The 24,346-nt window shown below is 71.1% G+C and carries 22 protein-coding genes; 16 read left to right on the top strand and 6 right to left on the bottom strand.

Going from position 1 to position 24,346, the window contains the following annotated elements; translation table 11 throughout:
- Positions 1-15 precede the first annotated feature (15 nt).
- Positions 16-435: a nuclear transport factor 2 family protein gene (locus ACFXI3_RS24660; RefSeq protein WP_378402432.1), complete on the bottom strand. Its 420-nt coding sequence runs from the start codon at positions 433-435 to the stop codon at positions 16-18.
- Between the two features lie 116 nt (positions 436-551).
- On the opposite strand from ACFXI3_RS24660, the gene ACFXI3_RS24655 reads away from it, so the two are divergent.
- A complete protein-coding gene (locus ACFXI3_RS24655; protein WP_378402430.1) occupies positions 552-1,229 on the top strand; it encodes an IclR family transcriptional regulator in 678 nt (225 codons plus the stop codon).
- 1 nt (position 1,230) lies between these two features.
- On the opposite strand, the gene ACFXI3_RS24650 is transcribed toward ACFXI3_RS24655, so the two are convergent.
- On the bottom strand, positions 1,231-1,881 hold the full coding sequence (locus ACFXI3_RS24650) for a response regulator transcription factor (protein ID WP_344284606.1): 651 nt from the start codon (positions 1,879-1,881) through the stop codon (positions 1,231-1,233).
- Complete coding sequence (locus ACFXI3_RS24645) at positions 1,878-3,089, bottom strand: sensor histidine kinase (RefSeq protein WP_378402427.1); 1,212 nt, start codon at positions 3,087-3,089, stop codon at positions 1,878-1,880. Before ACFXI3_RS24645 ends, ACFXI3_RS24650 begins: the two co-directional genes overlap by 4 nt.
- Positions 3,090-3,257: 168 nt before the next feature.
- On the opposite strand from ACFXI3_RS24645, the gene ACFXI3_RS24640 reads away from it, so the two are divergent.
- The 5 genes from ACFXI3_RS24640 to ACFXI3_RS24620 all read left to right on the top strand — a co-directional run bounded on the left by ACFXI3_RS24640 (position 3,258) and on the right by ACFXI3_RS24620 (position 8,129).
- Positions 3,258-4,697 (top strand): ArnT family glycosyltransferase, encoded by a 1,440-nt coding sequence (locus ACFXI3_RS24640; protein WP_378402425.1) that lies wholly within the window; start codon positions 3,258-3,260, stop codon positions 4,695-4,697.
- Complete coding sequence (locus ACFXI3_RS24635; RefSeq protein WP_378402423.1) at positions 4,694-5,323, top strand: GPP34 family phosphoprotein; 630 nt, start codon at positions 4,694-4,696, stop codon at positions 5,321-5,323. Before ACFXI3_RS24640 ends, ACFXI3_RS24635 begins: the two co-directional genes overlap by 4 nt.
- A gap of 79 nt (positions 5,324-5,402) precedes the next feature.
- Entirely contained in the window at positions 5,403-6,167 is a 765-nt protein-coding gene (locus ACFXI3_RS24630) for an isocitrate lyase/phosphoenolpyruvate mutase family protein (protein WP_378402421.1), read from the top strand.
- A 228-nt stretch (positions 6,168-6,395) separates the two neighbouring features.
- Positions 6,396-7,406, top strand: coding sequence for an aminotransferase class V-fold PLP-dependent enzyme (locus tag ACFXI3_RS24625; protein WP_378402419.1), 1,011 nt, complete (start codon positions 6,396-6,398; stop codon positions 7,404-7,406).
- A gap of 45 nt (positions 7,407-7,451) precedes the next feature.
- The gene (locus ACFXI3_RS24620) at positions 7,452-8,129 is read left to right on the top strand and encodes a hypothetical protein (protein ID WP_344284623.1); all 678 of its coding nucleotides are present in this window, start codon (positions 7,452-7,454) and stop codon (positions 8,127-8,129) included.
- Positions 8,130-8,177: 48 nt separating this feature from the next.
- Here ACFXI3_RS24620 and ACFXI3_RS24615 read toward each other — a convergent pair whose 3' ends face one another.
- Complete coding sequence (locus tag ACFXI3_RS24615) at positions 8,178-9,098, bottom strand: ferritin-like domain-containing protein (protein ID WP_378402417.1); 921 nt, start codon at positions 9,096-9,098, stop codon at positions 8,178-8,180.
- 134 nt (positions 9,099-9,232) lie between these two features.
- Between ACFXI3_RS24615 and rimP the strand changes: the two genes are divergently transcribed.
- The 7 genes from rimP to ACFXI3_RS24580 all read left to right on the top strand — a co-directional run bounded on the left by rimP (position 9,233) and on the right by ACFXI3_RS24580 (position 15,974).
- The gene (rimP, locus tag ACFXI3_RS24610; protein WP_344284626.1) at positions 9,233-9,766 is read left to right on the top strand and encodes a ribosome maturation factor RimP; all 534 of its coding nucleotides are present in this window, start codon (positions 9,233-9,235) and stop codon (positions 9,764-9,766) included.
- Positions 9,763-10,821 carry a transcription termination factor NusA gene (gene nusA / locus ACFXI3_RS24605; protein WP_344284628.1) on the top strand — a complete coding sequence of 353 codons (1,059 nt, stop codon included), beginning with the start codon at positions 9,763-9,765 and terminating at the stop codon, positions 10,819-10,821. Before rimP ends, nusA begins: the two co-directional genes overlap by 4 nt.
- Before the next feature lie 89 nt (positions 10,822-10,910).
- Positions 10,911-11,213, top strand: coding sequence for a YlxR family protein (locus ACFXI3_RS24600; protein ID WP_344284630.1), 303 nt, complete (start codon positions 10,911-10,913; stop codon positions 11,211-11,213).
- Between the two features lie 88 nt (positions 11,214-11,301).
- Entirely contained in the window at positions 11,302-14,268 is a 2,967-nt protein-coding gene (infB, locus tag ACFXI3_RS24595; RefSeq protein WP_344284633.1) for a translation initiation factor IF-2, read from the top strand.
- A 66-nt stretch (positions 14,269-14,334) separates the two neighbouring features.
- Entirely contained in the window at positions 14,335-14,628 is a 294-nt protein-coding gene (locus ACFXI3_RS24590; RefSeq protein ID WP_037812533.1) for a DUF503 domain-containing protein, read from the top strand.
- Positions 14,629-14,662: 34 nt separating this feature from the next.
- Positions 14,663-15,136, top strand: coding sequence for a 30S ribosome-binding factor RbfA (rbfA, locus tag ACFXI3_RS24585; RefSeq protein ID WP_344284638.1), 474 nt, complete (start codon positions 14,663-14,665; stop codon positions 15,134-15,136).
- A gap of 4 nt (positions 15,137-15,140) precedes the next feature.
- Positions 15,141-15,974 carry an alpha/beta hydrolase-fold protein gene (locus ACFXI3_RS24580; protein WP_344284641.1) on the top strand — a complete coding sequence of 278 codons (834 nt, stop codon included), beginning with the start codon at positions 15,141-15,143 and terminating at the stop codon, positions 15,972-15,974.
- Between the two features lie 98 nt (positions 15,975-16,072).
- Here the strand turns inward: ACFXI3_RS24580 and ACFXI3_RS24575 are convergent, their stop codons facing one another.
- Positions 16,073-19,060: a hypothetical protein gene (locus ACFXI3_RS24575; RefSeq protein ID WP_378402412.1), complete on the bottom strand. Its 2,988-nt coding sequence runs from the start codon at positions 19,058-19,060 to the stop codon at positions 16,073-16,075.
- A 165-nt stretch (positions 19,061-19,225) separates the two neighbouring features.
- Complete coding sequence (locus ACFXI3_RS24570) at positions 19,226-20,260, bottom strand: TRM11 family SAM-dependent methyltransferase (RefSeq protein WP_378402410.1); 1,035 nt, start codon at positions 20,258-20,260, stop codon at positions 19,226-19,228.
- Positions 20,261-20,285: 25 nt separating this feature from the next.
- Between ACFXI3_RS24570 and ACFXI3_RS24565 the strand changes: the two genes are divergently transcribed.
- The 3 genes from ACFXI3_RS24565 to ACFXI3_RS24555 all read left to right on the top strand — a co-directional run bounded on the left by ACFXI3_RS24565 (position 20,286) and on the right by ACFXI3_RS24555 (position 24,293).
- Positions 20,286-21,296 (top strand): bifunctional oligoribonuclease/PAP phosphatase NrnA, encoded by a 1,011-nt coding sequence (locus tag ACFXI3_RS24565; protein WP_378402408.1) that lies wholly within the window; start codon positions 20,286-20,288, stop codon positions 21,294-21,296.
- A 780-nt stretch (positions 21,297-22,076) separates the two neighbouring features.
- The gene (locus ACFXI3_RS24560) at positions 22,077-23,414 is read left to right on the top strand and encodes an MATE family efflux transporter (RefSeq protein ID WP_344284655.1); all 1,338 of its coding nucleotides are present in this window, start codon (positions 22,077-22,079) and stop codon (positions 23,412-23,414) included.
- 57 nt (positions 23,415-23,471) lie between these two features.
- A complete protein-coding gene (locus ACFXI3_RS24555; RefSeq protein ID WP_378402406.1) occupies positions 23,472-24,293 on the top strand; it encodes a PhzF family phenazine biosynthesis protein in 822 nt (273 codons plus the stop codon).
- The last annotated feature ends 53 nt before the right edge of the window (positions 24,294-24,346 follow it).

Below are 24,346 nucleotides of genomic sequence, written 5' to 3'. Positions count from 1 at the left end.
TCTCCTCGTTGTTTCTCAGGGCTCGCGGTGCACGGTGCGACGGCGCACGCGCCAGCCTTCCGCAGTGCGCACGAGTTCGTCGTCCAGCACGGTGAGCCGGTGCAGTCGCGGGGATCCGCCTTCCGGCGTCCCGACGATCTGCAGATAGGCGAGCGCTCGCAAGGCATCCCCGGACTGTCCTAACCGGACCTCCACTGTGGACACCACGTGCCGCAGCCGCTCGCCGGACTCCACGCACCCGGTGTGGAACCGCTCGGCGAACGCGGTCAGCGCGGCCGTGCCGACAGCGGGTTCCGGATAGCTGGGCGAGACGAACTCCCCGTCCGGGGCGAACGTGGCGGCCCAGCGCGCGGCCTGCCCGGAGTCGATGGCGTGACTCTGGCGGCCGTAGAGCTGATGCACCGCCAGCACGTCCTCGACGGGGACTTCGCTCATGTCAGGGACCTCGATCCGCGGGAGTTGCCTCGAGTGGCAAACGTGCTATATTCGCACGCACCGTGCGATATGTAGGAACAGTAGGTCGCCGGACAAGCTGTCGTCAAGGGAGTCGTGTGTCCGAAACGGGGACGTCGAAGACGCTGAGCCACGGGCTTCAGGTGCTGGAGCTGCTGGTGGAGCATCCGCAGGGGCTCACGATGACCGAGATCGCCGAGGGGATCGGCGTGCACCGGACGGTCGCGCACCGGCTGGTGCGCACGCTGGAGGCGCACCACCTCTGCCGGCGCGACCGGTTCAAACGGATCTCGCTCGGCACCGGTCTCGTGCGCCTCGCCGAACCGGTGGAGCAGGACCTGCGCACGCTCGCGCGCCCGGTGCTGGAGGAACTTTCGGACGCCGGTCGCGCCTCAGCGCACCTGGTGGTCCGCGAAAACACAGAGCAGGTGCGGATGCTGATGATCGTGGAACCGCGTCAGGCGCGGATGCACGTATCGTTCCGCAGCGGCCAGCTGGACCCGATAGGCCGCGGTTCGGCCGGGCTCGCGCTGCTTTCGGCGGAGCCGCCGGTGGACGGGGAGCGCGAGGAGATCACGCGCGCCCGGACCCGGGGTTATGCGGTGTCGGTGGGGGAGATCGCGCCGGGGATCACGGGGATTTCCGCTGTGGTGCCGACTGGTCGTGATGCGCCGGGTACGAGTATCGGCCTGTCGCTGTTCGAGGCCCCGGACCCGGACGAGCTGGGCCGCTTGGTGGTGGCCTCAGCACAACGCCTGGGCTCACTGCTGAAATAACCTACCGGCCAACGAGCCCAGCCTCGTGTGCCAGCAACCCCGCCTGCGTCCGGTTCGTGCAGTCGAGCTTCACCAGCATCCGCGACACATAGCTCTTCACCGTCGCCTCCGCCAGATGCAGCCGACCCGCGATGTCCGCATTGGACAGTCCTTCTCCCAGGCACGCCAACACATCCCGCTCCCGGTCGGTCAATCCGGCGGTCCGGCGGCGGGCTTCGTCGTCGCGGCGGTGGCCGTCCGAGGACAGCGCCACCAACCGGCGCGCGGCCGACGGCGACAGCACGGTGTGCCCGTCCGCGGCGACCCGCACCAGGCCGATCAGGTCTTCCGGCGGCGTCGACTTCACCAGGAACCCGGCCGCGCCCGCGCGCAGCGCGCGGATGACGTAGGTGTCCGCGTCGAACGTCGTCAGCGCGACGACCACGGGCGGTTCCGGCAGCGCGCAGATCCGCTCGATCGCGGCCAGCCCGTCCACGCCGGGCATCCGCAGGTCCATCAGCACCACCGAGGGCCGGTGCCGGACCACTTCCTCGACCGCCTCGGCGCCGTCCCGCGCCTGCGCGACTACCTCGATGTCGCCGGCCGAACCGAGGATCGTGCGCAGGTGCGCGCACACCATCGGCTCGTCGTCGGCCACCACGACCGTGATCACCGGGCAGCACCTTCCGTGGTCGGGACGTAGGCGGGAAGTATCGCACCGATCCGGAACCCGCCGCCCGGCACGGGGCCTGCCTCGAACGTCCCGCCGACCAGTTCGACCCGCTGGCGCAGCCCGCTCAGCCCCGCGCCGGAGCCGCTGCCCGCGAGCGTCGCGTCCGGCGGCTGGGTCGCGCGGGTGTTGGCGACGGCTACGTCCAGTCCGCCTGGGTGATAGCGCAGCGAAACCGTCGCCGAACAGCCCGGCGCGTGCTTGCGGATGTTGGTGAGCGCCTCCTGCACCACGCGATACGCAGTGCGCGCGACGGTCGGCGACACCGAGGTCCGGTCGCCGGTCACCGAAAGCTCCGTCGCGATGCCGACCGCGACCGATTCGGCGACCAGGTCCGCGACCTCGCCGGGAAGCGGCGGATTCGGCACCGGCGGTTCGATTCCGGTGCCATTGCGCAGCACGCCGACCAGGTCGCGGAGCTCGTCCAAGGCGTGCGCGCCCTCGCGCCGGATGTCCTCGGCAGCCGATTTCACCGACGGATCCGGCGACGTCACGCCGAGCGCGCCCGCGTGCAGCACCATCAGGCTCAACCGATGGGTGACCACGTCGTGCATCTCGCTCGCCAGCCGCCGCCGCTCGGCCGCCAATGCCTGCTCGGCGAGCAGATGCTGCTCGCGTTCCGCGCGTTCGGCCCGGTCCCGCAAGGAACTCAGCAACTGTCGACGCGCCTCGAAATACAGCGAGACCGCGACCGGAAGCGCGGTGCTCAGCAACCCGAACGGCGTCGTGTTCCAGGCCGGGTTCCACGGCCGCGTCGCCAGAAGCGCCAGGAATCCGGCGATCCACAGCAGCCGCCGCCGGTCCAGCTGCCGGACGAGCTGCGCCAGCACGATCGGCGTGATCGTGGGAACGGTCATCAGCGTCGGCTGGCGCGTAGGCACGAGCAGGCCGGGGGAGAAGAGGTCGGAAGCCAGCATCGCCAGCGAGGCCACGATCAGCAGCCCGGCCACCGCGTTCGGGAAACGCGCCAGAAGAAGCAGGGACGCGTCGCAAACCAGCTCCAGGACGAGCGTCGCGTACGGGCCGAGGAATCCCGTGGTGGGCCCGGCGGCGAGAAAGAGCCCGAAGTCGAGGCAGGCGAACGCCAGCGCGGCGCCGCCCAGCCAGAGCCAGTCGGTCGACCGCGGCCAGGAACGGCACGTGCTGGTCACCTGGTCACGGTATCCGTTCGCTGACCGGGCCGCGCCGGATCCGCACCGCCCGGGTGGGCGGCTACCACCGAAAGTTGCGGCTCGGACGGAAGTGATCCACTTTCGTCGCTCCGAGTCGCTACCGAGCGCGCTTACCCCGCACCCGCCCGGCGCGGTGGACTCGACGCCATGACGAGCGAAGGAACCCCGCCGTTCGCCCGGCTGCCGGTGCTGGCGGTCGCGGCGGCCGCCGTCGCGCTGCTGGTGGCGACGAGCACCCGGTACGCGCACGGCTTCGACGAGCTGTACTTCCTCGTGGCTGGTCGAGATCACCTGGCCTGGGGGTATTTCGACCAGCCGCCGCTCGTCCCGCTGCTGGCCGGCGCGCTTGACCAGTGGTTCCCCGGTTCGCTGGTCGCGCTGCGGCTGCCGATGGCGCTCGCGGCCGGCGCCGGGGTCGTGGTGACCGCGCTGACCGCCCGCGAACTCGGCGGCGGTCGCGGGGCTCAGGTGATGGCAGCCGGGGCGTACGCGACGTCGGGGTTGATCATCATCAGCCACTGGGTCGCCACCTACGCGCTGGATCCGTTTTTCTGGACGCTCGTGGTGTTCCTGCTCGTGCGCTGGACCCGGACCCGGCGCGACGGCCTGCTCGTGTGGGCCGGAGCGGTCACCGCGGTGTCACTGCAGACGAAATTCCTGATTCCCGCGCTGTGGGGCGCGGTGCTGGTGTCCGCGCTCGTTCTGGGACCGCGAAAGCTGGTTTCCCGGCCGAAGCTGTGGCTGGGCGCGCTGATCGCCGTCGTGGCCACCCTCCCGACGTTCCTCTGGCAAGCCGCGCACGGCTGGGCCTACACCCGGATGGGCGAAGTCGTCGCGGCTGAATTCCCCGGCTATCTCACCTTCGCGCGCGACGGTTTGCTGAGCGCGGGAATGGGAATCGGCGTGCTGGCCCTGCTGTACGGAATGTGGCGGCTGTTCCGTTCGCCGGACCTGGTGCCGTACCGGTACCTCGCGGTGGCGTTGCTGCTGGTCGTGGCGGTGATCATCGGGACGCACGGCCGGTCGTACTATCTGATGAGCCTCTATTCGCTGCCGTTCGCCGCCGCCGCGACGGAGCTTTCGCGGCGGAATCTCGTGCGCTGGTGGAAGATCCCGGTCGGAATCGCCTTCGCGCTTTCGGCGGCGGTCACCGTGGCCGGGCTTCCGGTGTGGCCAGCGTCGATGAAGGCGACATCGTTCGGACCGATTTCGCTCGGCACGGTCTTCGCGGCAGGGGAGACCGCGCAGCAGCAGTTGGCGGACGGCGTCGGGCAGACGTACCGATCCCTGCCTGATTCGGTGCGCCGGGAAACCGCCGTATACGGGGAAATCTACCCGTTCGCCGCGGCCGTTGAGTACTACGGGCCGCGGTACGGGATCAACAATGTCTACAGTGGACACCGAGGATACTGGTACTTCGACCAGCCGCCGGATTCCGCGAAGAACGTGCTTTTCGCGGGCTTCGATCCGGCGTTGCTGAGACCGTACTTCTCTTCGGTGACCGAAGTGGTGCCCGGACTGATGTGGCTGTACACCGGGCGGAAGCAATCCTGGGAAACGATCTGGCCAGAGGTGAAGAAACAATGAGCGACTCCTTGCCCGCGCGAGCGTATTTTCTCGCCTGCGACTCCGGCGGCGGCCCGGTCTCCCGCCGCTCCAACGCGGCCCTGCTGGTCCGCGCGGCCGCGGTGACCGACCTGGTGCTGCGCGGCAACCTCCGCGACCAGCGTGGCCACGCCGAGCCGGCCGATGCCGCCCCGACCGGCGACCTCCTGCTCGACGACCTGCTCGCCGACGTCCGCGCGCACAGTCCGGCGTCCTGGCGCGCGTTGCTGCGGCGCGGAAAGAACGACACGCTGCAGTCGCTGGAAACACAGCTGTCCGCGGCGGGTTTGCTCGAAGAAGGCAGCAGTGCGGTCTTGCACCGCAAGGTTTTCCTGCCTTCCGACCCTGCGCGGGTACGCGACGCGCACGCGCAACTCGACCACGCCTTGACGGCCCCGCTGTCCGAAGTGGACGCCCCAACCGCAGCGCTGGCCGCCCTGGCCGCAGCCTCCGGAGCGGGGATGTCCCGATCGGACGCGCGGCACCATGCCGACCGGCTGGCAGAACTGGAGAAGCTCGCCGGACCAGTGGTGCCCGCGCTGCGCAAGGCGGTAGCGGGCCGACGAGCGGCTCGGATCGCCGCGTTCTCCGGCGGTTCCGGAGGCTGAGCTGGGGCCGTCGGTCAGCCGAGGGGGCTGACCGACGGTTCGGCCGCCGCCGAAGCGTCGACGTCGTACCGTGGCGGACATGACCTCCTTCGCCGCGTTGCACATCCCCGGCCGTCCGCTGCTGCTGCCGAACGTCTGGGAGTTCGGCTTCGCCGCCGCCCTCGCCGCCGCGGGCCACCCGGCAGTCGGCACCACCAGCCTCGGCGTCTCGGCCGCCGCCGGGCTCGCCGACGGCGCTCCGGAATCCCGCGCCGCGACCGTCGCACTGGCGAAATCGCTGGCACCGCTGGACATTCTGGTCAGCGTCGACCTCGCGGACGGATTCAGCGCCGACCCCGCCGAAGTCGCGGACCTCGTCGCGGAACTCGCCGACGCCGGGGTAGCCGGCGTCAACCTGGAAGACGGCCGAGGCGACACCCTCGCCCCGATCGTCGTCCAGGCGGCGATGCTGGCCAAGGTGCGCGAACGAGTCCCAGGCATGTTCCTCAACGCCCGCACCGACACGCATTGGCTCGGCGCGGGCCCGGTCGCGGACGCCATCACCCGGGTCCGTGCCTACGCCGACGCCGGTGCGGACTGCGTCTTCGTCCCCGGACTGCACGATCCCGCGGACGTGACGGAGTTGGTCGAAGCGGCCGAAGTGCCGGTGAACTTGCTGTATCTGCCGGGGAAAGCCACTTTCTCGGAATTGGCTTCGTTGGGTGTGGCGAGGGTCAGTCTGGGCTCGACTCCTTATCGCGTAGCGCTTTCCGCCGCGCTCGCCACAGTGGACTCGGTGCGGGATGAGGCGGAGCTGCCGCTGAAGCCGCCGTCGTACGGTGAGATCACGGCGCTGCTCCCGTAATCAGGACGACCTGATCTTCGAGCGGCTCGGCGCATCTGCCCGGGAAAGCCACTTTCTCGAAATTGGCTTCTCTGGGTGTGGCGAGGGTCAATCTCGGCTCAACTCCTTACCGTGCAGCGCTTTCCGTCGCACTAGCCACAATGGACTCAACGCGGCAAGAGGCGGAACTGCCGTTGAGGCCGCCGTCGTACGGTGAGATCACGGCGCTGCTCCCGTAATCTGCACGATATGATCTTCGGAGGAAACACCGACTTCGCTGTCCCCGCCGGATACCTCAACACGCCCAGCATCGGCATCCCGCCGACGCCCGTCGCCGAAGCGGTCGACGCCGCAGTCGCCCGGTGGCGCACCGGGCAGGACAGCCCGTCGGACTTCGACGAGGCGGTATCCCGCTCCCGCAACGGATTCGCGCGGCTCGCGGGCGTTCCGGCGGACCGGGTGGCGATCGGCGCGTCGGTGTCGCAACTGGTCGCGAACGTCGCGGCCGGCCTGGCTCCGGATGCCCGCGTTCTGGTCGCCGAGAACGAATTCACCAGCGTCACGTTCCCGTTTGCGCAGCGGGCGAACGTCACCGAAGCGCCGCTCGCCAAACTGGCGCAGCACGTCGAGGGCCACGACCTCGTAGCGGTCAGCCTCGCGCAGTCCGCCGACGGCGCGCTCCTCGACACCGCTGCGCTGTGCGCCGCCTCCGAAGCCGCGGGCGTGCCGGTCCTGATCGACGTCACGCAAGCCGCGGGCTGGCTTCCGCTGGACGTCGCGTGGGCGGACTGGATCGTCTGCGCGGGCTACAAATGGCTGTTCTCGCCGCGCGGCTGCGCCTGGCTCGCGGTGCACCCGCGAGCGCACGAACGAACGCGTCCGGTCGCCGCGAACTGGTACGCCGGCGACGATCCGTGGTCCTCGGTATACGGAATGCCACTGCGCCTGGCCGGAAACGCGCGCGGATTCGACCTTTCGCCGGTGTGGCTGTCGCACGTCGGCGCAGCGGAGGCGTTCGACTACTTCGCGTCACTGGATGTCGCCGCGGTGCGCGAACACAACGCCGCTCTGGCCGACTCCCTGCGCGCCGCGGCGGGGCTGGAACCGCGGGGAAGCGCGATCGTGGCACTGGAAGCCGATCCGGCGCGGCTCGCCGAAGCCGGGGTCGTCGCGAGCGTCCGCAACGGGCGGGTACGGGTCGGTTTCCACCTCTACAACGGCCCTGACGACGTCGAACGGGTTCTGGGAGCGCTGGGCTGAGCGTCTGGGCTCAGCGCCGGGAAGGGGGTGAACTACGGTGGTCGCGTGTCGCACCCGCAGTTCACCCCCGGTACCCCCGGCCTTTCGGACACGGCCCCGATCCCGGCCGTGCCCGCGCAACCGGGCCCGCCGCCGTCCGGCCCGCCGCGCAACAACCGCACTCTGCTGCTGCGCGGAGCCGGACTCGTGGCGATCGCCGTCGTGGCCGGACTCGTCTGGTACCTGATCCGGCACGACAGCACGCCTGCCGAGCCGGTCGCCGAGCCTCCGGCGACGACGAAGCCCGCCTTCGACTACAAGCTGGCCGAAGGCCCGGTCAAGGCCACCGACTGCGTCGCCAACGCGTACTCGGGCGCCAAGAAGTTCTTCCAGGACAACCCGTGCAAGTCCCTGGCGCGGGCGCTGTACACGGTGCAGTCCGGCGACGCGAAGGCGCTCGTCTCGGTCGTGCTGGTGACGATGCCCGACGCGGCGAAGGCGACGGAGCTGAAACAGCTCACCGACCGGGACGGCACGGGCAACGTGAGCGACTTGGTCCGCGACGGCACCTTCCACGACACCGACGCCCCGAAACTGAGCGGCGACCAGGCCGCGTACGAGTCGAAGGCCAGCGGCTCCGAGGTGACGATCGTGCTCACCGATTTCTACTACGGCCACCACGACAAGCAGCTGCTGAGCCGGATCGCGAAGAACGCGGTGAAACTGTCCGGGAAGCTCCGCTGAGGTCCTCTTGAGCGCGCAGGCCGGTCACGTCCGGCCTGCGCGCTTTTGCTACGAAGCCTGCCCCGGCAACGCCACCGCAGCAGGCTTCAAACCCGCCTCCTGCCGCCAAGGCATCCCGCGCCGCGAAGCAGCCACCAACGCCTGCAACGCCATCCCGCGCAACCCCGCGTCATCGGTATGCGTAAGCACGGCAAGCCAAGCCGCCGCCGTATCCGCCTCCGCGCTCGCCACGAGCGCAGCAGCCGAAGCAGTGTCCGTAACCGGCTTAGGCGGCACGTACGCGGCTTCAGGCGCCACCGGCGTCGCCGAAGCCGAAGTGATCATCTGCGTCACCACATCGCGCCGCGCGGTGTGCTCCGCGCGCCCAGCCTTCACCGCGTCCCCGAAGTCACCCGGCAGGAAAGCTGTCACCAGCCCGTACACCCACAGCGACGCGTGCTCTGCCGCCAGCGCCTTCTGCAGCGAGTCCACGGCGTCCTTCGGCACCGACGACGGCGCGGCCGCCGCCTTCGCGTCGGCCCCCGGCCCGAGTTCCGGCGCGATCCGCTGCAGTCCGGCGCATCCGGCGGCCACCGACGCGACGAGCCCGGCCCGGTACGCCGGCAGCGCGGCCACCAGGTCCTCGGCCTGCTTGCGCGCGGCGGCCAGCCGGTCCTTGAACCCGCCGAGGTCAGCGGGCGCGGGCGGGACGTTCGCCGCCTTCTTGGGCCGGTTCAGCCGGTCCACCTCGGCCTTCAGCGCGGCCGCCTGCGCGGCTCTGGCGTCGGCCACCTGGCCGGCCGCGTCGCCGCCGGACGGGAGCTTCCTGGCCGCGGCGGCGTCCGCCTCGGCCATCGCCAGCAGCGGGGCCAGCGGATCGGGGGCGTCGTCGTAGCCGCCCGAGCAGGCGGCGAGCGGCACAGCCGCGGCGACAGTGGCGCTCAGTGCGCCCAGACGCAGCACGGCGCGCCGGGAGAGGTCTGCGGTCACGTCGGCCCATCCTGCCAGGCCGCCCGGGTGCGCCGCCGCTCGCGCGTCTTCGCGGGGGCGCAGGATAAGCTTGACCTTCACCGACCACAGCCGTGACCAGCCCGCGTCACGACGGCCGAACAGGAGTGCTCCACGTGCCCAACGAACTCGCCAGCCGGCTGGAGCCGATCGTGGCCGAAGCCGTCACGACCGCGGGTTTCGACCTCGACTCGCTCGAGGTGCAGCAAGCCGGACGGCGACAGCTGGTGAAGGTGGTCGTCGACTCCGACGACGGCGTCGGGCTGGACGAGGTCGCCGAGGTGAGCCGCACCGTCTCGGCCGCCCTCGACGAGAACGAGCACGTGCTGGCGAGCGCCTACACGCTCGAGGTCACCTCTCCCGGCCTCGACCGGCCGCTCACCCAGCAGCGGCACTGGCGGCGCGCCCGGTTCCGCCTCGTCAAGATCACGCCCGTCGAGGGCGCGGCCTACCTCGCCCGCGTCGGGCACGCCGGCGAGAAGAGCGTGCGCGCGCTCGTGGACGGCCGGATCAAGGACGTGCACTACCAATCCGTCGCGAAGGCCGTGGTGGAAGTCGAATTCAAGCAACCGCCCGCCGAAGACCTGAAACAGCTGACCGAAGACGGCGCTGCCGAAGGCGACAAGGACAAGAAGGAGGAGTCGAAGTGAACGTGGACATCGCCGCGCTGCGGGCGATCGAACGGGACAAGGACATCCCCTTCGACACGGTCATCGAGGCCATCGAGACCGCGCTGCTCACCGCGTACAAGCACACCGAGGGCCACCAGTCGCACGCCCGCATCGACATCGACCGCAAGACCGGGCTCGTCCGCGTCCTCGCGCACACCCTCACCTCCGAGGGCGAGGTCGACGAGGAGTGGGACGACACCCCCGAGGGCTTCGGCCGGATCGCCGCCACCACCGCGCGCCAGGTCATCCTGCAGCGGCTGCGCGACGCCGAGCACGAGAAGACCTACGGCGAGTTCTCCGCCAAGGAGGGCGAGATCGTGGCCGGGGTGGTGCAGCGCGACGCGCGCGCCAACGCCCGCGGCATGGTCGTGATCCAGGTCGGCGACACCGAGGGCGTGCTGCCGCAGGCCGAACAGGTCGCGGGGGAGTCCTACGAGCACGGCACCCGGATCAAGGCGTTCGTGTTCGGCGTGTCGCGCAGCAACCGCGGCCCGCAAATCATGCTGTCGCGCTCGCACCCGAACCTGGTGCGCAAGCTGTTCGCGCTGGAGGTCCCGGAGATCGCCGACGGCACCGTCGAGATCGCCGCGGTCGCCCGCGAACCGGGGCACCGGTCGAAGATCGCCGTGCGCTCCACCATCCCCGGCGTGAACGCCAAGGGCGCCTGCATCGGCCCGATGGGCGCGCGCGTGCGCAACGTGATGAGCGAGCTCGCCGGCGAGAAGATCGACATCATCGACTGGTCCGACGACCCGGCCAAGTTCGTCGGGAATGCATTGTCGCCCGCGAAGGTTGTCTCGGTACGTGTCGTGGACGAGCGGGCCAAGACGGCGAGGGTCGTCGTGCCGGACTTCCAGCTGTCGCTCGCGATCGGCAAGGAAGGCCAGAACGCCCGGCTGGCGGCCCGGCTCACCGGCTGGCGGATCGACATCCGGAGCGACGCGGCGCCCGCCGAACCGGCCGGTCCGGCCGAGGGTGAGCAAGACCACGCCGGCCAGGCGCGGCCCGCCGCGGCAACCGGTTCGGCCGACTGAAGGTGCAGGCGCTAGACTCGACAACGGTTCAAGACCCGCGAAGGGCTACTGGGGACACCCCCGACCTCCAGCGTCACCGGCAGTCGCCGGTGCGCACGTGTGTCGGCTGCCGGAAACGGGACTTGACCGGTGAACTGCTGCGCGTGGTCGCGGCGGACGGGCGGCTGGTCGTCGACGAACGTCGGCGGCTGCCGGGCCGGGGAGCGTGGCTGCACCCCGGCACGGGCTGCCTGGCCAAAGCCGAGCGGAAACGGGCGTTCCCCCGGGCTCTTCGAGTCCAGGGCGCGCTCGAGGCCGCGGGGCTGCACGACCACGCGGCGTTCGCCGCGGACGACGACTCCGGGACACACCCGGGGTCGCGAGAAACAAGGAAGCAGGTCGACCCGTCATGAGTCAGCCGTGAAGCTGAAGCCATGAACGCGCGACGATAAGGACGAGGTCAGCGGGTCCCCGCCTGGCCTCCCCTAGATGAGGAGAGCTGTGCCAGGCAAGGCCCGTGTACACGAGCTCGCTAAGGAGCTCGGGATCACCAGCAAAGAAGTTCTCGCCAAGCTCAAGGAGCAGGGCGAGTTCGTGAAGTCCGCGTCGTCCACCGTCGAGGCGCCCGTCGCCCGCCGGCTCCGCGACGCGTACCCCGCCAAGGGCGGGAAGAAGCCCGGCCCCACGCCGGGTCCGCGGCCCCCCGCTCCGGCGGCCCCGAAGCCGCCCGCCCAGCAGCAGAGCGCGCCCGCGCAGGCTCCGGCCCAGCCGGCTCCCGCGCAGCAGCAGGCCCCGGCCGTGAAGCCGGGTCCGCAGGCCGCGAAGCCGGCCGCCGCCCCGGGCCCGAAGCCCGGCGGCCCGCGCCCCGGTCCGCGCCCGCCCGCACCGGCCCAGCCGGCCCCGGCGCAGGAGGTCCCGGCCGCCAAGGCCGAGCCCGCCGCGCCCAAGCCGGCCCCGAAGCAGCAGGACTCGTCGTCCGCCGGTTCGGTCGTGCCGCCCAAGCCGCAGGGCCCCAAGCCCAGCGGCCCGCGCCCCGGCCCGCGGCCTCCGCGCGTCGGCAACAACCCGTTCGGCGTCGGTTCCGGTTCCCCGGCTCCGCGTCCGCCCGCCCCGCGTCCCGGCCCCGGCCAGGGCGGCGAAAACCGTCCCCCGCGTCCGGGCGGCGGCCAGGGCGGCGGAGAGCGTCCGCCGCGTCCCGGCGGGCAGGGCGGCGGCAACCGGCCGAGCCCGGGCAACATGCCCCCGCGCCCGAACCCCGGCATGATGCCGGGCCGTGCCCGTCCGGCCGGACCGGCAGGCGGCCGTGGCGGCCCCGGCGGCGGTCGTGGCGGTCCCGGCGGTGGCGGCGGCGGTCGTCCCGGTGGCGGTGGCGGCGGTTTCCGCGGCGGCCCCGGTGGCGGCGGCGGTGGCGGCGGCTTCCGTCCCGGTGGCGGCGGCGGTGGCGGCGGCGGCTTCCGTCCGGGCGGCGGCGGTGGCGCCCCGGCCGGCGGCGGCGGTTTCCGCGGCGGCGGCGGCGGTCGTGGCGGCCCCGGTGGCCGCGGCGGCACGGCCGGCGCGTTCGGCCGTCCCGGCGGGCCCTCGCGCAAGGGCCGCAAGTCGAAGCGGCAGAAGCGCCAGGAGTACATGGACAACATGCAGGCGCCCAGCGTCGGCGGCGTCCGCCTGCCCAAGGGGCAGGGCGAGACGATCCGGCTGCCGCGCGGCGCTTCGCTGACCGACTTCGCCGAGAAGATCGACGCCAACCCGGCTTCGCTGGTGCAGGTGCTCTTCCACCTCGGCGAGATGGTCACCGCGACGCAGTCCGTGTCGGACGACATCCTCGAGCTGCTCGGCGGCGAGATGAACTACGTCGTCCAGGTCGTCTCCCCCGAGGAGGAGGACCGCGAGCTGCTCGAGACCTTCGACATCACCTACGGCGACGACGCCGGCGGCGAGGAGGACCTGCAGGTCCGGCCGCCGGTCGTGACCATCATGGGTCACGTCGACCACGGTAAGACCCGGCTGCTGGACACGATCCGCAAGACGAAGGTCCGCGAGAGCGAGGCCGGCGGGATCACCCAGCACATCGGCGCTTACCAGATCGAGACCGAGCTCGAGGGCAACCCGCGCCTGATCACCTTCATCGACACCCCGGGTCACGAGGCGTTCACCGCCATGCGTGCCCGAGGCGCGAACTCGACCGACATCGCGGTGATCGTGGTGGCGGCCGACGACGGCGTCATGCCGCAGACGGTGGAGGCGATCAACCACGCGCAGGCCGCGAAGGCCCCGATCGTGGTCGCGATCAACAAGATCGACAAGGAGGGCGCGAACCCGGACAAGATCCGGCAGCAGCTCACCGAGTACAACCTCATCGCCGAGGAATACGGCGGCGACACGATGTTCGTCGAGATCTCCGCACGGGAGAACATCAACATCGACGGGCTGCTCGAGGCGATCCTGCTGACCGCGGACGCCGCTCTGGACCTCCGGGCCAACCCGGACATGGAGGCACAGGGCGTCGCGATCGAGGCGCACCTCGACCGCGGCCGCGGCCCGGTGGCCACCGTCCTGGTCCAGCGCGGCACGCTGCGCGTGGGCGACTCGGTCGTGGCGGGCGACGCCTACGGCCGCGTCCGCCGGATGGTCGACGAGCACAACGAGGACGTCACCGAGGCGCTGCCCTCGCGTCCGGTCCAGGTCATCGGGTTCACCTCGGTGCCGGGAGCGGGCGACACCTTCCTGGTGGTCGACGAGGACCGCGTCGCCCGGCAGATCGCCGAGCGCCGCTCCGCTCGCACCCGCAACGCGCTCAACGCGTCGCGCCGCAAGCGGGTCAGCCTCGAGGACCTCGACTCCGCCTTGAAGGAGACGAGCAGCCTCAACCTGATCATCAAGGGCGACAACTCGGGTACCGTCGAGGCGCTCGAAGCGGCGCTGCTGCAGCTGGACGTCGGCGAAGACGTCGAACTGCACGTCGTGCACCGCGGCGTCGGCGGCGTGACCGAATCGGACATCGACCTGGCGACCGCGTCCGACGCGATCGTCCTCGGGTTCAACGTCCGGGCGCAGGGCAAGGCGACCGAGCGGGCCACCCGCGAGGGCGTCGACGTGCGCTACTACACGGTCATCTACCAGGCGATCGAGGAGATCGAGCAGGCTCTGAAGGGCATGCTCAAGCCGGAGTACGAAGAGGTCGAACTGGGCCGCGCCGAGGTCCGGGACGTCTTCAAGTCCTCCAAGATCGGCACGATCGCGGGTTGCCTGGTCATGTCCGGCGAGATCCGGCGCAACGCCAAGGCCCGCCTCCTGCGCGACGGCAACGTCATCGCGCAGAACCTGCCGATCAACTCGCTGCGCCGGTTCAAGGACGACGTGGTCGAGGTCCGGGAAGGGTACGAGTGCGGTCTCACGCTGGGCTCGTACAGCGACATCAAGGTCGACGACGTGATCGAGACCTACGAACAGCGGGAGAAGCCCCGCGCGTGAGCCAACGGTCCGGGGTGTGCCCGAGTGCACACCCCGGACCGCGTTCGCGGCACAACTTCGCTGCCTATGTTTGTCGGAGCCTTGGAGCTCGACCTGCTGCTCGACGACGTGCATTCGTTGAAGCAGAAACGATCCGTGGTGCGGCCGGTGGTGGCCGAACTGCGGAAGCGGTTTTCCGTCTCGGTCGCCGAGGCGGGACATCTGGACCTGCATCGGCGCGCGCTCATCGGCGTCGCCGCGGTCGCCCCCGACGGCGAGCACATCCGGGACGTGCTCGACGCGTGCGAGCGGTTCGCGGCCGGACGGCCTGAGTTCGAACTGCTCTCCGCGCGCCGCCGGCTGCTCGGCCCGGACGACTAGAACACCCGGAAACCCGGAGAAGGAGACCTCAGCCATGGCCGATCCCGCTCGGGCACGCAAGCTCGCCAAGCGGATCTCGCAGATCGTGGCCTCGGCGATCGAACACGACGTCAAGGACCCGCGACTGGGCTCGGTGACCATCACCGACGCCCGCGTCACTGCGGACCTGCACGACGCCACGGTGTACTACACAGTGCTCGGCGAAAGCCTCGACGCGGAGCCGGACTTCGCGAGCGCCGCGGCCGCGCTGGAAGCCGCGCGCGGCGTCCTGCGCACCAAGGTGGGACAGGGCACCGGCGTCCGCTACACCCCGACGCTCACCTTCGTCGCGGACAGCGTCCCGGACGACGCCCGCCGCATCGAAGAACTGCTCGCGAAGGCCCGCGAGTCGGACGCCGAGGTGGCGCGCCGGGCGACCGGCGCGCAGCCCGCGGGCGACGCGGACCCTTACAAGGCTCCTCGTGCCGAAGAGGACGAGGAGCAAGCAGAAGAGGAGACGCGCGGCTGAAGCGATGCGGTCAAAGCCCGGTGTCACGCGACGCGGCCTGCTGTTCGGCAGTGCCGCGGCGCTCGTCTCCGCCTGCACCGGGCGCTCCGCCCCGGTGGCTGCGCCGTCCTCGGCTGCCCCGGCCTCCAGCCCGTCGCCCCTGAAGGCGTCGATCACGATCCACCGCAGGCACTCCGCGGCCCGCGGCCGGGACGTCGACGTGGTGCTGATGACGCCCGACGGAGTCCCCAGCACCGGCCTCCCGGTCTGCGTCGCGCTGCACGGCCGCGGGTCGAACGCCCGCACCTTCATGGACCTGGACCTGCCCGCGGCCCTCACCGCCGCGGTGCGGTCCGGCATCCGGCCGTTCGCGGTCGTCGCGGTCGACGGCAGCCACTACTGGGTCCCCGACGGCGACGACGACCCGCGCCGCATGCTCTCCGACGAACTCCCCGGCTGGCTCTCCGAGGCCGGCCTCCGCCCGATGACCGGAGTCCTCGGCATCTCCATGGGCGGCTTCGGAGCCCTGAACCTGGCCCGGCGCCGCCGCGACGTGCGGACCGTGGCCACCTGCAGCGCGGCCCTGTTCCGCACCTGGCCCGACGCCCGCACCCGGCACATCTTCCCGTCCCAGGACGACTGGACGGCCGCCGAGCCCCTGCAGCACGTGGACGAACTCCCGACCCGAGGCCTCGGCGTGTGGTGCGGCGACGGAGATCCCTTCCTGGCGGCCAACCGGAAGCTGATCAGCAGCGCCAAGCCGGAGGTCGCGCGCATCACGCCGGGGGAGCACACGTCGGAGTACTGGCGAGGCGTCCTGCCCGAGGTCCTGCGTTTCGTCGGGCCGCGGCTGGCGTAGCGGGATCACCGGTTCGGGTGGCCGGGGTTGTGTAGGCAATTGGTAACACCAGGCTTTCCCTTGTGACCAGTGAACGAGCGCGGGACGGTGCTTCGCGCTCACTCGGTGTCCGCGCCGGGCGCCGGAATCTCCCAGTCCGGCGCGATGTGCCCGTGCGGATCGAGGCCGTACTTCCGCAATTGCGCGTGCTCCCAGGCGGTGCCGTCCCGCGTGCGCATGCGTTCGATCCGGATCCGCGCGCCGGGATGGCCGTGGGCCAGCGCGAGACAGTAGAGATCGAGCACCCTGGTCTGATCGCCCGCGCCGCGGCGAAGATCGCCCAGGAGGACATAGGATTCGACGTCCCCGCCGCTGGTCCCGCGCTCGGCGATGTCCTGCGCTTTGACGTACTCCCCGTCCAGATTGAACCCGCGGGCGACCCCGGCGGCGGCGCTGAAGTCGTCCTCGTCGAGCAGTTCTTCGAGCAGCTGCTCGGCCTCCTTCAGCGCGCCGCGCCCGGCGAGGGCTTCCGCCAGCAGCGCCCGCAGCCGCCGCGGGACGATCTCGTGGTTGGACCGGATCAGCTGGACCGCCTCGGTGAAGTTGCGCGCGTCCATCAGCACGTGGACGGCACGTTCCTCGACGCGCGCGGCCCCCGACTCGGCGGCTTTCTTGTACAGCTGACCCGCGAGCACCAGCCGGGAGGAGGCCGCGCGATGCGGGCCGTTTCCGCTGACCGTCGTCCGATCGGCGCCGCCGGTGCGGCCGGGCTCGGTGCCGGCGAGTTCGTCGGCCACCCAGGCCAGCGCTTGCCAGCGCGGAACGCACTTCCGGACGCGAATGGCCTCGGCGACCGTCACCGCCTCGGAGAAATCCTTGATGCGCCGGGCGATCGGGGCGAGCGCGCCCCGATCCAGCGGAACGGTGACGGCGTACCACTGCAGCGCCTCGGTGACCTTGTGCGCGGCGCAGAGCAGCCGGACGATTTCGGCCGGATCCGGCGTGCAACCGGCCAGGTGCGCGCGACGGCAGTAACTGTAGGTTTCTTCGAGCATGCCGCGCCGGGCCGTGGCGAGCGCGGCGGCAGCGAGTGCTTCGGTCGCTTTCCGGGCTGCCGCGTCGTCGTAGCACTTGAGAGCCCGCTCGATGAGGTCGGAGGCGGCGAAAGCGTCGCCGACCTCGACCAGCGGAGCCACGTCCCCCTCGGCAGCGGACTCGAGCGCGCACTCCTGGGCGGCATCGAGCAGCCGGGCGCGCAGATTCACCCGGGCCGCGACGGAGGCGGTGCCCGGGACCCGCTGCCGCCGGGCCGACTCCACCCAGGTCAGCGCTTCTTCGACCCGCCCGGCGCCCGAGAGCGCTTGAGCCCCGAGCAGGTACGCGTCGTGCCGGTCGTAGTCGGCCGCTTCCGTGGAGAGCATCGTCAGCGCCTCGTCGATCCCGAAGGCGTCCATGGTCAGGTCCGTGATCAGGGGAAGCAGGTCGCGCCCGAGCTGCCCGGCCAGCTCGGTCAGCCAGCGCACGGCTCGGTCGAGTTCTTTCCGGCGGCGGATCCGCTGTTCCTTCAGTGCGGCGGCAGTCAGCCTGCCCCGGGAATCGACCAGGATCTCGGGCGAGACCATGCTCGCCGCCACGTAGGCCGCCGATCGCAGGTCGCCGTTCTCCGCACGCCGGCGATGCACCGCCAGCGCCAGATCCGGCTGGCCGCAGCGGGTGTGCGCGGCCTCGACGTGCAGGGCGGCCGAGCGGTTTCCCGCTTCGGCGAGCGGACCCAGCCAGTCCAGGACGTCGGTCTCGCGCCCGTCCGCGAAGAGAACGTTCGCCCCCTGGTTGATCGCCTCCTCGACCTCGGCTCCGATCCGCGTGAGCAACCGGTACTGGGCGGCCGCCTCCTCGATCCGTCCGGCCTTCGCCAGCATCGCGGCGAGTTCGAGACGCGCTTGCGGCAGGCCGCTCTTGAGGAAGAACTGGGCGCTCAGCTCCAGCAAGTGGCGGCGTTCGCATTCCCGGGCGATGTCGAGACTGTCTTGCCCCGCAACGGTTTCCCGCAACACCGGCCACAGGCTCGCCCGCGGAAGGACCCGCCTCGGCACCTCCGCCACGTACAGCCGATCGAGACACGCGGCGAGCCGAAAGGCGTCTGCCTTCGGCTCTGTGACCAGCACGGCGGCGCCCCCGCGTACTGGCGTCGTCAGTTCTTTCAACGCCTTGTCGAACCACTCGTCGGTGTCCGGGCCGTCGAGAAAGGCTTGCGCGCCCCGTCGCAGGAGCGTCCGGGACATCGATCGGCCGTGGCCCGCGTGCCGGGCCTCGATGACGAAATCCAGCGTCGCCCTGGCGAACGGGCTGATCCGCTGACAGTGCGTGCGCAGCGCCGGTCCGGCGACGACGGTCTGGATCACCTGGCCGTTCGGCGCGTTCGCCGCCGCTTCGGACACCCGCGGGTCGAGGGAGGCGAGCGCCCGGCTGACCTCGGTTTCGGTGAAGGTGTCGGGCACCGTGATGCTGGTGCCTCGCAGCAGCAAATGGACGTGCGACCGGTCGGCGCCCCCGGCCGACGGAGCGGTGAGGTCCTGCCAGCGCTCCGGGGTCAGGCTCGCGAGAATCAGAACCGGCGCACACCTGGTGTCATGCAGCAGATTCCGCAGGCATTCGGCGACTTCATTGCCTATTCCGTTCTTTTCCGGGGAAAGGTAGCGCTCCGCGGACGGAATCCACACGACAGTTTTTTCCTGAAATCCTTTCGCGCTCGCCAGCAGCTCCTCCGGGGTGCGCGGACTGAGGCCGGGCCAGATTTTCCAGCCGTAGAGCAGAAAAGGCCGGTCATCGGCCTTGCCGTGCATGGCTTCCCATAACGCGCGTTTCTTTCCCGTTGCCGGTCCGCCAACGAGGGTGACGATTCCGCTCGTCCCGCGCGCGGCGGCCTCGACGATGGCCGCGAGTCTGCGATCGTGGGGGCGACGGCAATAGGAAGTCAGGTAGGGCAAGGACTCGTCGGGCTGACCAGCCTCGCTCAACGGGGCAATTTCCAGCTGGCGGGGAAGGCGCGTCGCCAATTCGACTGCCTCGGTCGCCAAGGGCGGGATTCGCTCTGGTGTCGTGTCCATTTCAAGGCCGACCCTGCCGTACGAAATGCGCCACAGGAGGGTTGATGCGATGAACGGTCAACTCTGAGCGCTCAAAGCGCAGCAGTGATTCGCTCGTGCTATCCGGTTTTCACACTATCCGGTGAATGTGGCCTGCGCGCGGTAACGACGGTTCCGGCCGCGAATTCAGGCCGGCTTTCCGGCCACCACAAGATCGCGCACGATCGCCTGGTCCACCCGGTGCGCCAGCTCCTCGTACGGTCCGCCGGTCCGCACCGCCAGCCCCGCCCGTTCCAGGATCGCCACCAGTTCCTCGCGCGGCAGCACGTGCGTGTTCCACGAGATCCCCATCGCCCCGCCCGGCCGCAGCACGCGGTTCCACACCGGGACCGCCGCCGCGAGGAGGTCTCGCGGGCTGCGGGCCAGGCCGGTGTCGCGGTGGCTGCCGTGCTGCACGCCGTACGGCGCGTCGGTCACGATGAGGTCCACGGACGCCGGGCGAAGGACCTCGTCGGCGGTCAGGGTGTCCGCGTTGAGGTAGCTGAGCCGGCGGATGCGGCCGGCCTTGTAGTCGTCCTTGTCGAACGCGTACTCGATGTCCAGCCGACGGCCGAGGCGCACCTTGCTGCGTCGCAGCTGCCCGGCCTCCGCGGTGTGCTTCACGCGCTTCGTGCGCAGCCACGTCTTCACGAACTGTTCGTACGCTTCGAAGTCGCGCTCGTCGACGTCCAGGCCGGTGGCGTCGAAGCCGTACATCACGGCCTGGTTGAGCGTGGTTCCGCGGCCGCACAGCGGGTCGAGCAGGTGCAGTTCGCGGTCCGGCCAGTCCGCGGGCCGTGCGGTCGCCAGCAGGGTGAGGTTGAGCAGCAGTTTGGTGAACTGCTCGTTGGTCTTGCCCGGGTACTTCTGGATGGTCAGCAGGTCCGAGTCCGCCTTCGCCAGCGGGTGCACGGCGACCGGCCGCAGCACGCCGTCGCCCAGTTCAAACAGGGCGTAGAGCGAGGACAGGTTCGACAGCAGCGCCAGGTCTCGCTCACCGAGAGGGGCCGCGCAGGCGAATTTCACGTACCCGACGCCGCCGAGCTCGATCTCTTCGATCGCCGACACCTCGGCGGAAAGACCAGCGCCGAAGGCCGCCAGCTCGGCGCGCAGCAGCGCCGGCGACGACGCGGCGTACACGCGGTTGGCGGAAGGTAGAACGAGGATCACGTACTCAGGCATCCCGCAGAGCGTAGCGTGACACTTCGTGACAGCTTCCCTGGTACAGGACATCGAGGCCGCCGCCGCACTGCTGGCCGGGGCCACCGACGTGACGCTGCTCGGACACGTGCGCCCCGACGCCGATGCCCTCGGCAGTGCGCTGGCCCTAGGCCACGTGCTGCATCGCGGCGGCGCGCGCGTGCGGGTCGCCTTCAGCGAGCCGGACGAGGCCCCGGAAACACTGGCCTGGCTGGACGTCGACGGCCTGATCACCCCCGTCGACGCCCTCCCTCCGACCGACGGCCTGCTGGTCGCGCTGGACACCCCGACCCTGGCCCGCCTGGGCAGACTCGCTCCGCGAGTCGCCGCGGTCCGCGATGCGGGCGCTCCGGTCCTGGTCGTCGACCACCACGCGACGAACGGCCGCTACGGCACTCACCACGTCGTGGACGAGACCGCGGAAGCGACGGCGATCCTGGTCACGCGGATCATTGAGGCGATGGGCGTCGAACTGGACGCGGCCGCCGCACGCTGCCTGTACGCCGGGGTGGTCACCGACACGAGCGGCTTCCGCCGGGCAAGCCCCGAAACGCACCGGATCGCGGCGCGCCTCCTCGAAGCCGGGGCGGACCCGGGCGAGGTAGCCCGCCGAATCGTCGACGATCACCCGTTCGCGTGGCTGCCGATGCTGTCGACGGTCCTCTCTGAAGCGCGGCTGGAACCCGAAGCGGCACAAGGATTCGGCTTCGTCCACACGGTAGTCCGCGCGGCGGCCGCGGCGACGGTACGACTCGAAGAGGTCGAGTCGGTGATCGACGTCGTGCGCGCGACGCGGGAGGCCGGGGTCGCGGCAGTGCTGAAGGAGGCCGGGCCAGGTCCAGTGTGGACGGTCTCGCTGCGCTCCGCCGGCGACATCGACGTATCGGCCGCCGCCGCGGAGTTCGGCGGGGGAGGCCACCGGATGGCCGCGGGGTGCACAGCGGAGGGTCCCGCCGAGGAGGTACTGGACCGGCTGCGCGAGGCGCTGGGGAGGGCGCCGCTGCTGCGAGCTTCCTGACCCCGGGCGGGCGACTGGTGCGGGTTCGCCAGTGCTCCTGGAGGCGGTCTCCCGACACGCATCTGTACCCCCGCGGCCTGCGATAGCCGACCGCGGGAAACCCGGGTGCCGTCCGCCGACTTGCCACGTTGCTCCGAGACGCGGTCGTTTGGCCGTGCTCCGGGTGCGCCTGTTCGGCATGTCCGCGGCCGGCGCCGAGCCAGCCGAACGTTCGCGTTGCACGAGAGACGGTCCGGTTGACCGTGCTCCCGGGCGCACCGGTCCCGTACGCCGGCAGCCGAAGCCGCGCTAGCTGAAACTCCGCCACGCCCGAGAATCGGCCGGTCAGCCGCGCCCGCCCGGCATGTCCGCAGCCAAAGCCGGGCCAGCCAAATGTCCGCCCCAGGCGAGACTTGGCCGGTTCGCCGCGCTCCAAGGCGTGTCCGTCCGGCGCACCCGCAGCCGAGGACGAGCCATCCGAACGTCCCCGCCCGAGACGCTGCCGATCGGCCGCCCGCCCCTGATATGCCCGCCCGTGCTCGCAGCCGAAGCGGAGCCAATCGAACGTCCGCTCTGCCCGAGACGCGCTCGATCGGCCGTGCTCCCATGCATGCCCGTCCAGCATGCCCGCAGCCCAACCCGAACCACCCGATCAACCCTCCCGCATCCCGGGAATCCGCCGCAACCAAACAAGAATTCCCTTGCCCCACAAGCAAATCTCCCACCCCCGTCACCCACCTCAGCGAACCTCCGCCCTCCGCCCCGCCGGATTTGTCGGACCCGGTGGCTACTCTCATCCTCGTGTCCGAAAACGCCACGACCACCGCCGTCAGCGGTGACCGCATCCCGCCCCGCCGAGTGTTCGGGCTCGCCGTGCCCGCGCTCGGCGTGCTCGCCGCCGAGCCGCTCTACGTTCTGGTCGACACCGCCGTCGTCGGCCATCTCGGCGCGCTTCCGCTCGCTGGCCTCGCGCTGGGCGGCGTGGTGTTGTCGCAGGTCTCCACTCAGCTCACCTTCCTGTCGTACGGCACCACCTCGCGCACCGCGCGGCTGCACGGCGCGGGCAGGCGCGCCGACGCGGTCCGCGAAGGCGTGCAGGCCACCTGGCTCGGTGTGCTGGTCGGGCTGGTGCTGCTCGTCGCGGGACAACTGCTGGCCGAGCCGATCGCCCGCGCGCTTTCCGGCAGCGACGAGATCGCCGCGGCGGCCGTGTCGTGGCTGCGGATCGCGTTGTTCGGCGCGCCGCTGATCCTCATCACGATGGCGGGCAACGGCTGGATGCGCGGCGTGCAGGACGCCACCCGTCCGCTGCGTTATGTCTTGGCGGGCAACGGAATCTCGGCCGTGCTGTGCCCGGTGCTGGTGTACGTCGCCGGTCTCGGGCTGGAGGGCTCGGCGATCGCGAACGTCGTCGCGCAGGTCGTGTCCGCGTCGATGTTCGTCGCCGCGCTGGTGCGGGAAAAGGTGCCGTTGCGGCCGGATTTCGCGGTGATGCGGGCACAACTGGGTCTCGGCCGGGACCTGGTGTTGCGCAGTTTCGCTTTCCAGGCGTGCTTCGTGTCCGCCGCCGCGGTGGCCGCGCGCACGTCGACCGAGGCGGTCGGGGCGCACCAGGTGGTCCTGCAGCTCTGGACGTTCCTGTCCCTGGTGCTCGATTCGGTCGCGATCGCCGCGCAATCGCTCGTCGGCGCGGCGCTCGGCGCGGGAGCGGCGCGGCAGGCGCGCGGGGTGGCCAACCAGATCACCGGATACGGCCTCGTCCTCGGCTGTTTCCTGTGCGTGCTGTTCGCGGCGTTGTGGAGCGTCCTGCCGCACGCGTTCACGTCCGACCCGGGAGTGCTCGGCGAAATCCCGCACGCGTGGTGGTTCTTCGTGGCGCTGCAACCGATCGCGGGTGTGGTGTTCGCGCTCGACGGCGTACTCCTCGGTGCGGGCGACGCCGCCTTCCTCCGCACCGCGACGCTCGTCAGCGCCGGGCTCGGGTTCCTGCCGCTGATCTGGCTGTCGCTGGCGCTGGGCTGGGGATTGAGCGGGATCTGGACCGGCTTGTCGCTGTTCATGGTGTTCCGGCTGGCGGCGGTCGTGGCGCGGTGGCGGTCCGGGCGGTGGGCCGTGGTCGGCGCGGTAAGGGAGGCGTGATGGCATAACGGCGAAACCCGCTCGCCGCCGTCGCCCGGCGGATGCGAGGGCGGGCGCATGCCGAAGTTCACCCAGGTCGACGTCTTCACCGACGAGCTCACCCGAGGCAACGCGCTCGCTGTCGTGCACGGCGCGGACGAGTTGCCCGACGAGCGGATGGCCGCGTTCGCCCGGTGGACGAACCTCAGCGAGACCACGTTCCTGCTGGAGCCGTCCGACCCGGCCGCCGACTACCGCGTGCGGATCTTCACCCCGCACGGCGAGCTGCCGTTCGCCGGGCATCCGACGCTCGGGTCGGCGCGGGCGTGGCTGGCCGCCGGGCGAGAGCCGAAAGCCGGGCACCTCGTGCAGGAATGCGGGGCCGGCCTGGTCCGGGTGCGTCGCGACGGCGACCGGCTGGCGTTCGCCGCGCCTCCGCTCCGTCGGGGCGGCCCGGTGGACGACGCCGACCTCGCCGCGGTGAAACGCGGTCTGCACCTCGGCGACGCCGACGTCCTCGACGCGCGCTGGGCGGACAACGGTCCCGGCTGGGTCGCGTTGCTGCTGCGCGACGCGGCGACCGTCCTCGCGATCGAGCCGGACTTCGGCGCTCTCGGCTCGTTCAAGGTGGGCGTCGCCGGTGCGCAGCCGGATGGCTCCGACACGGCATTCGAGGTCCGCGCGTTCAGCGACGTCGTCGAGGACCCGGTCACCGGCAGCCTCAACGCGGCGCTCGGCCAGTGGCTGATCGGCGAGGGCATCGCGCCCGAGTCGTACGTCGCGGCACAGGGCACGCGGCTCGGCCGGCGCGGGCGGGTGCACGTCGAACGGGACGGCGACGACGTCTGGGTCGGCGGCGAAACGGTCGTCGGCATTCGAGGCGAAGTGGATCTGTGGTGAAACACACCCCGGTTACGGCTATGTATCGGAGTTGCTGAGGCGATACAACTATC

Source organism: Amycolatopsis sp. NPDC059235 (assembly GCF_042754125.1).
In the GTDB taxonomy this organism is placed as follows: domain Bacteria; phylum Actinomycetota; class Actinomycetes; order Mycobacteriales; family Pseudonocardiaceae; genus Amycolatopsis; species Amycolatopsis albidoflava.
The sequence above is the reverse complement of the archived record's forward strand: the minus strand, read 5'-3'. Positions and strand labels throughout refer to the sequence as shown.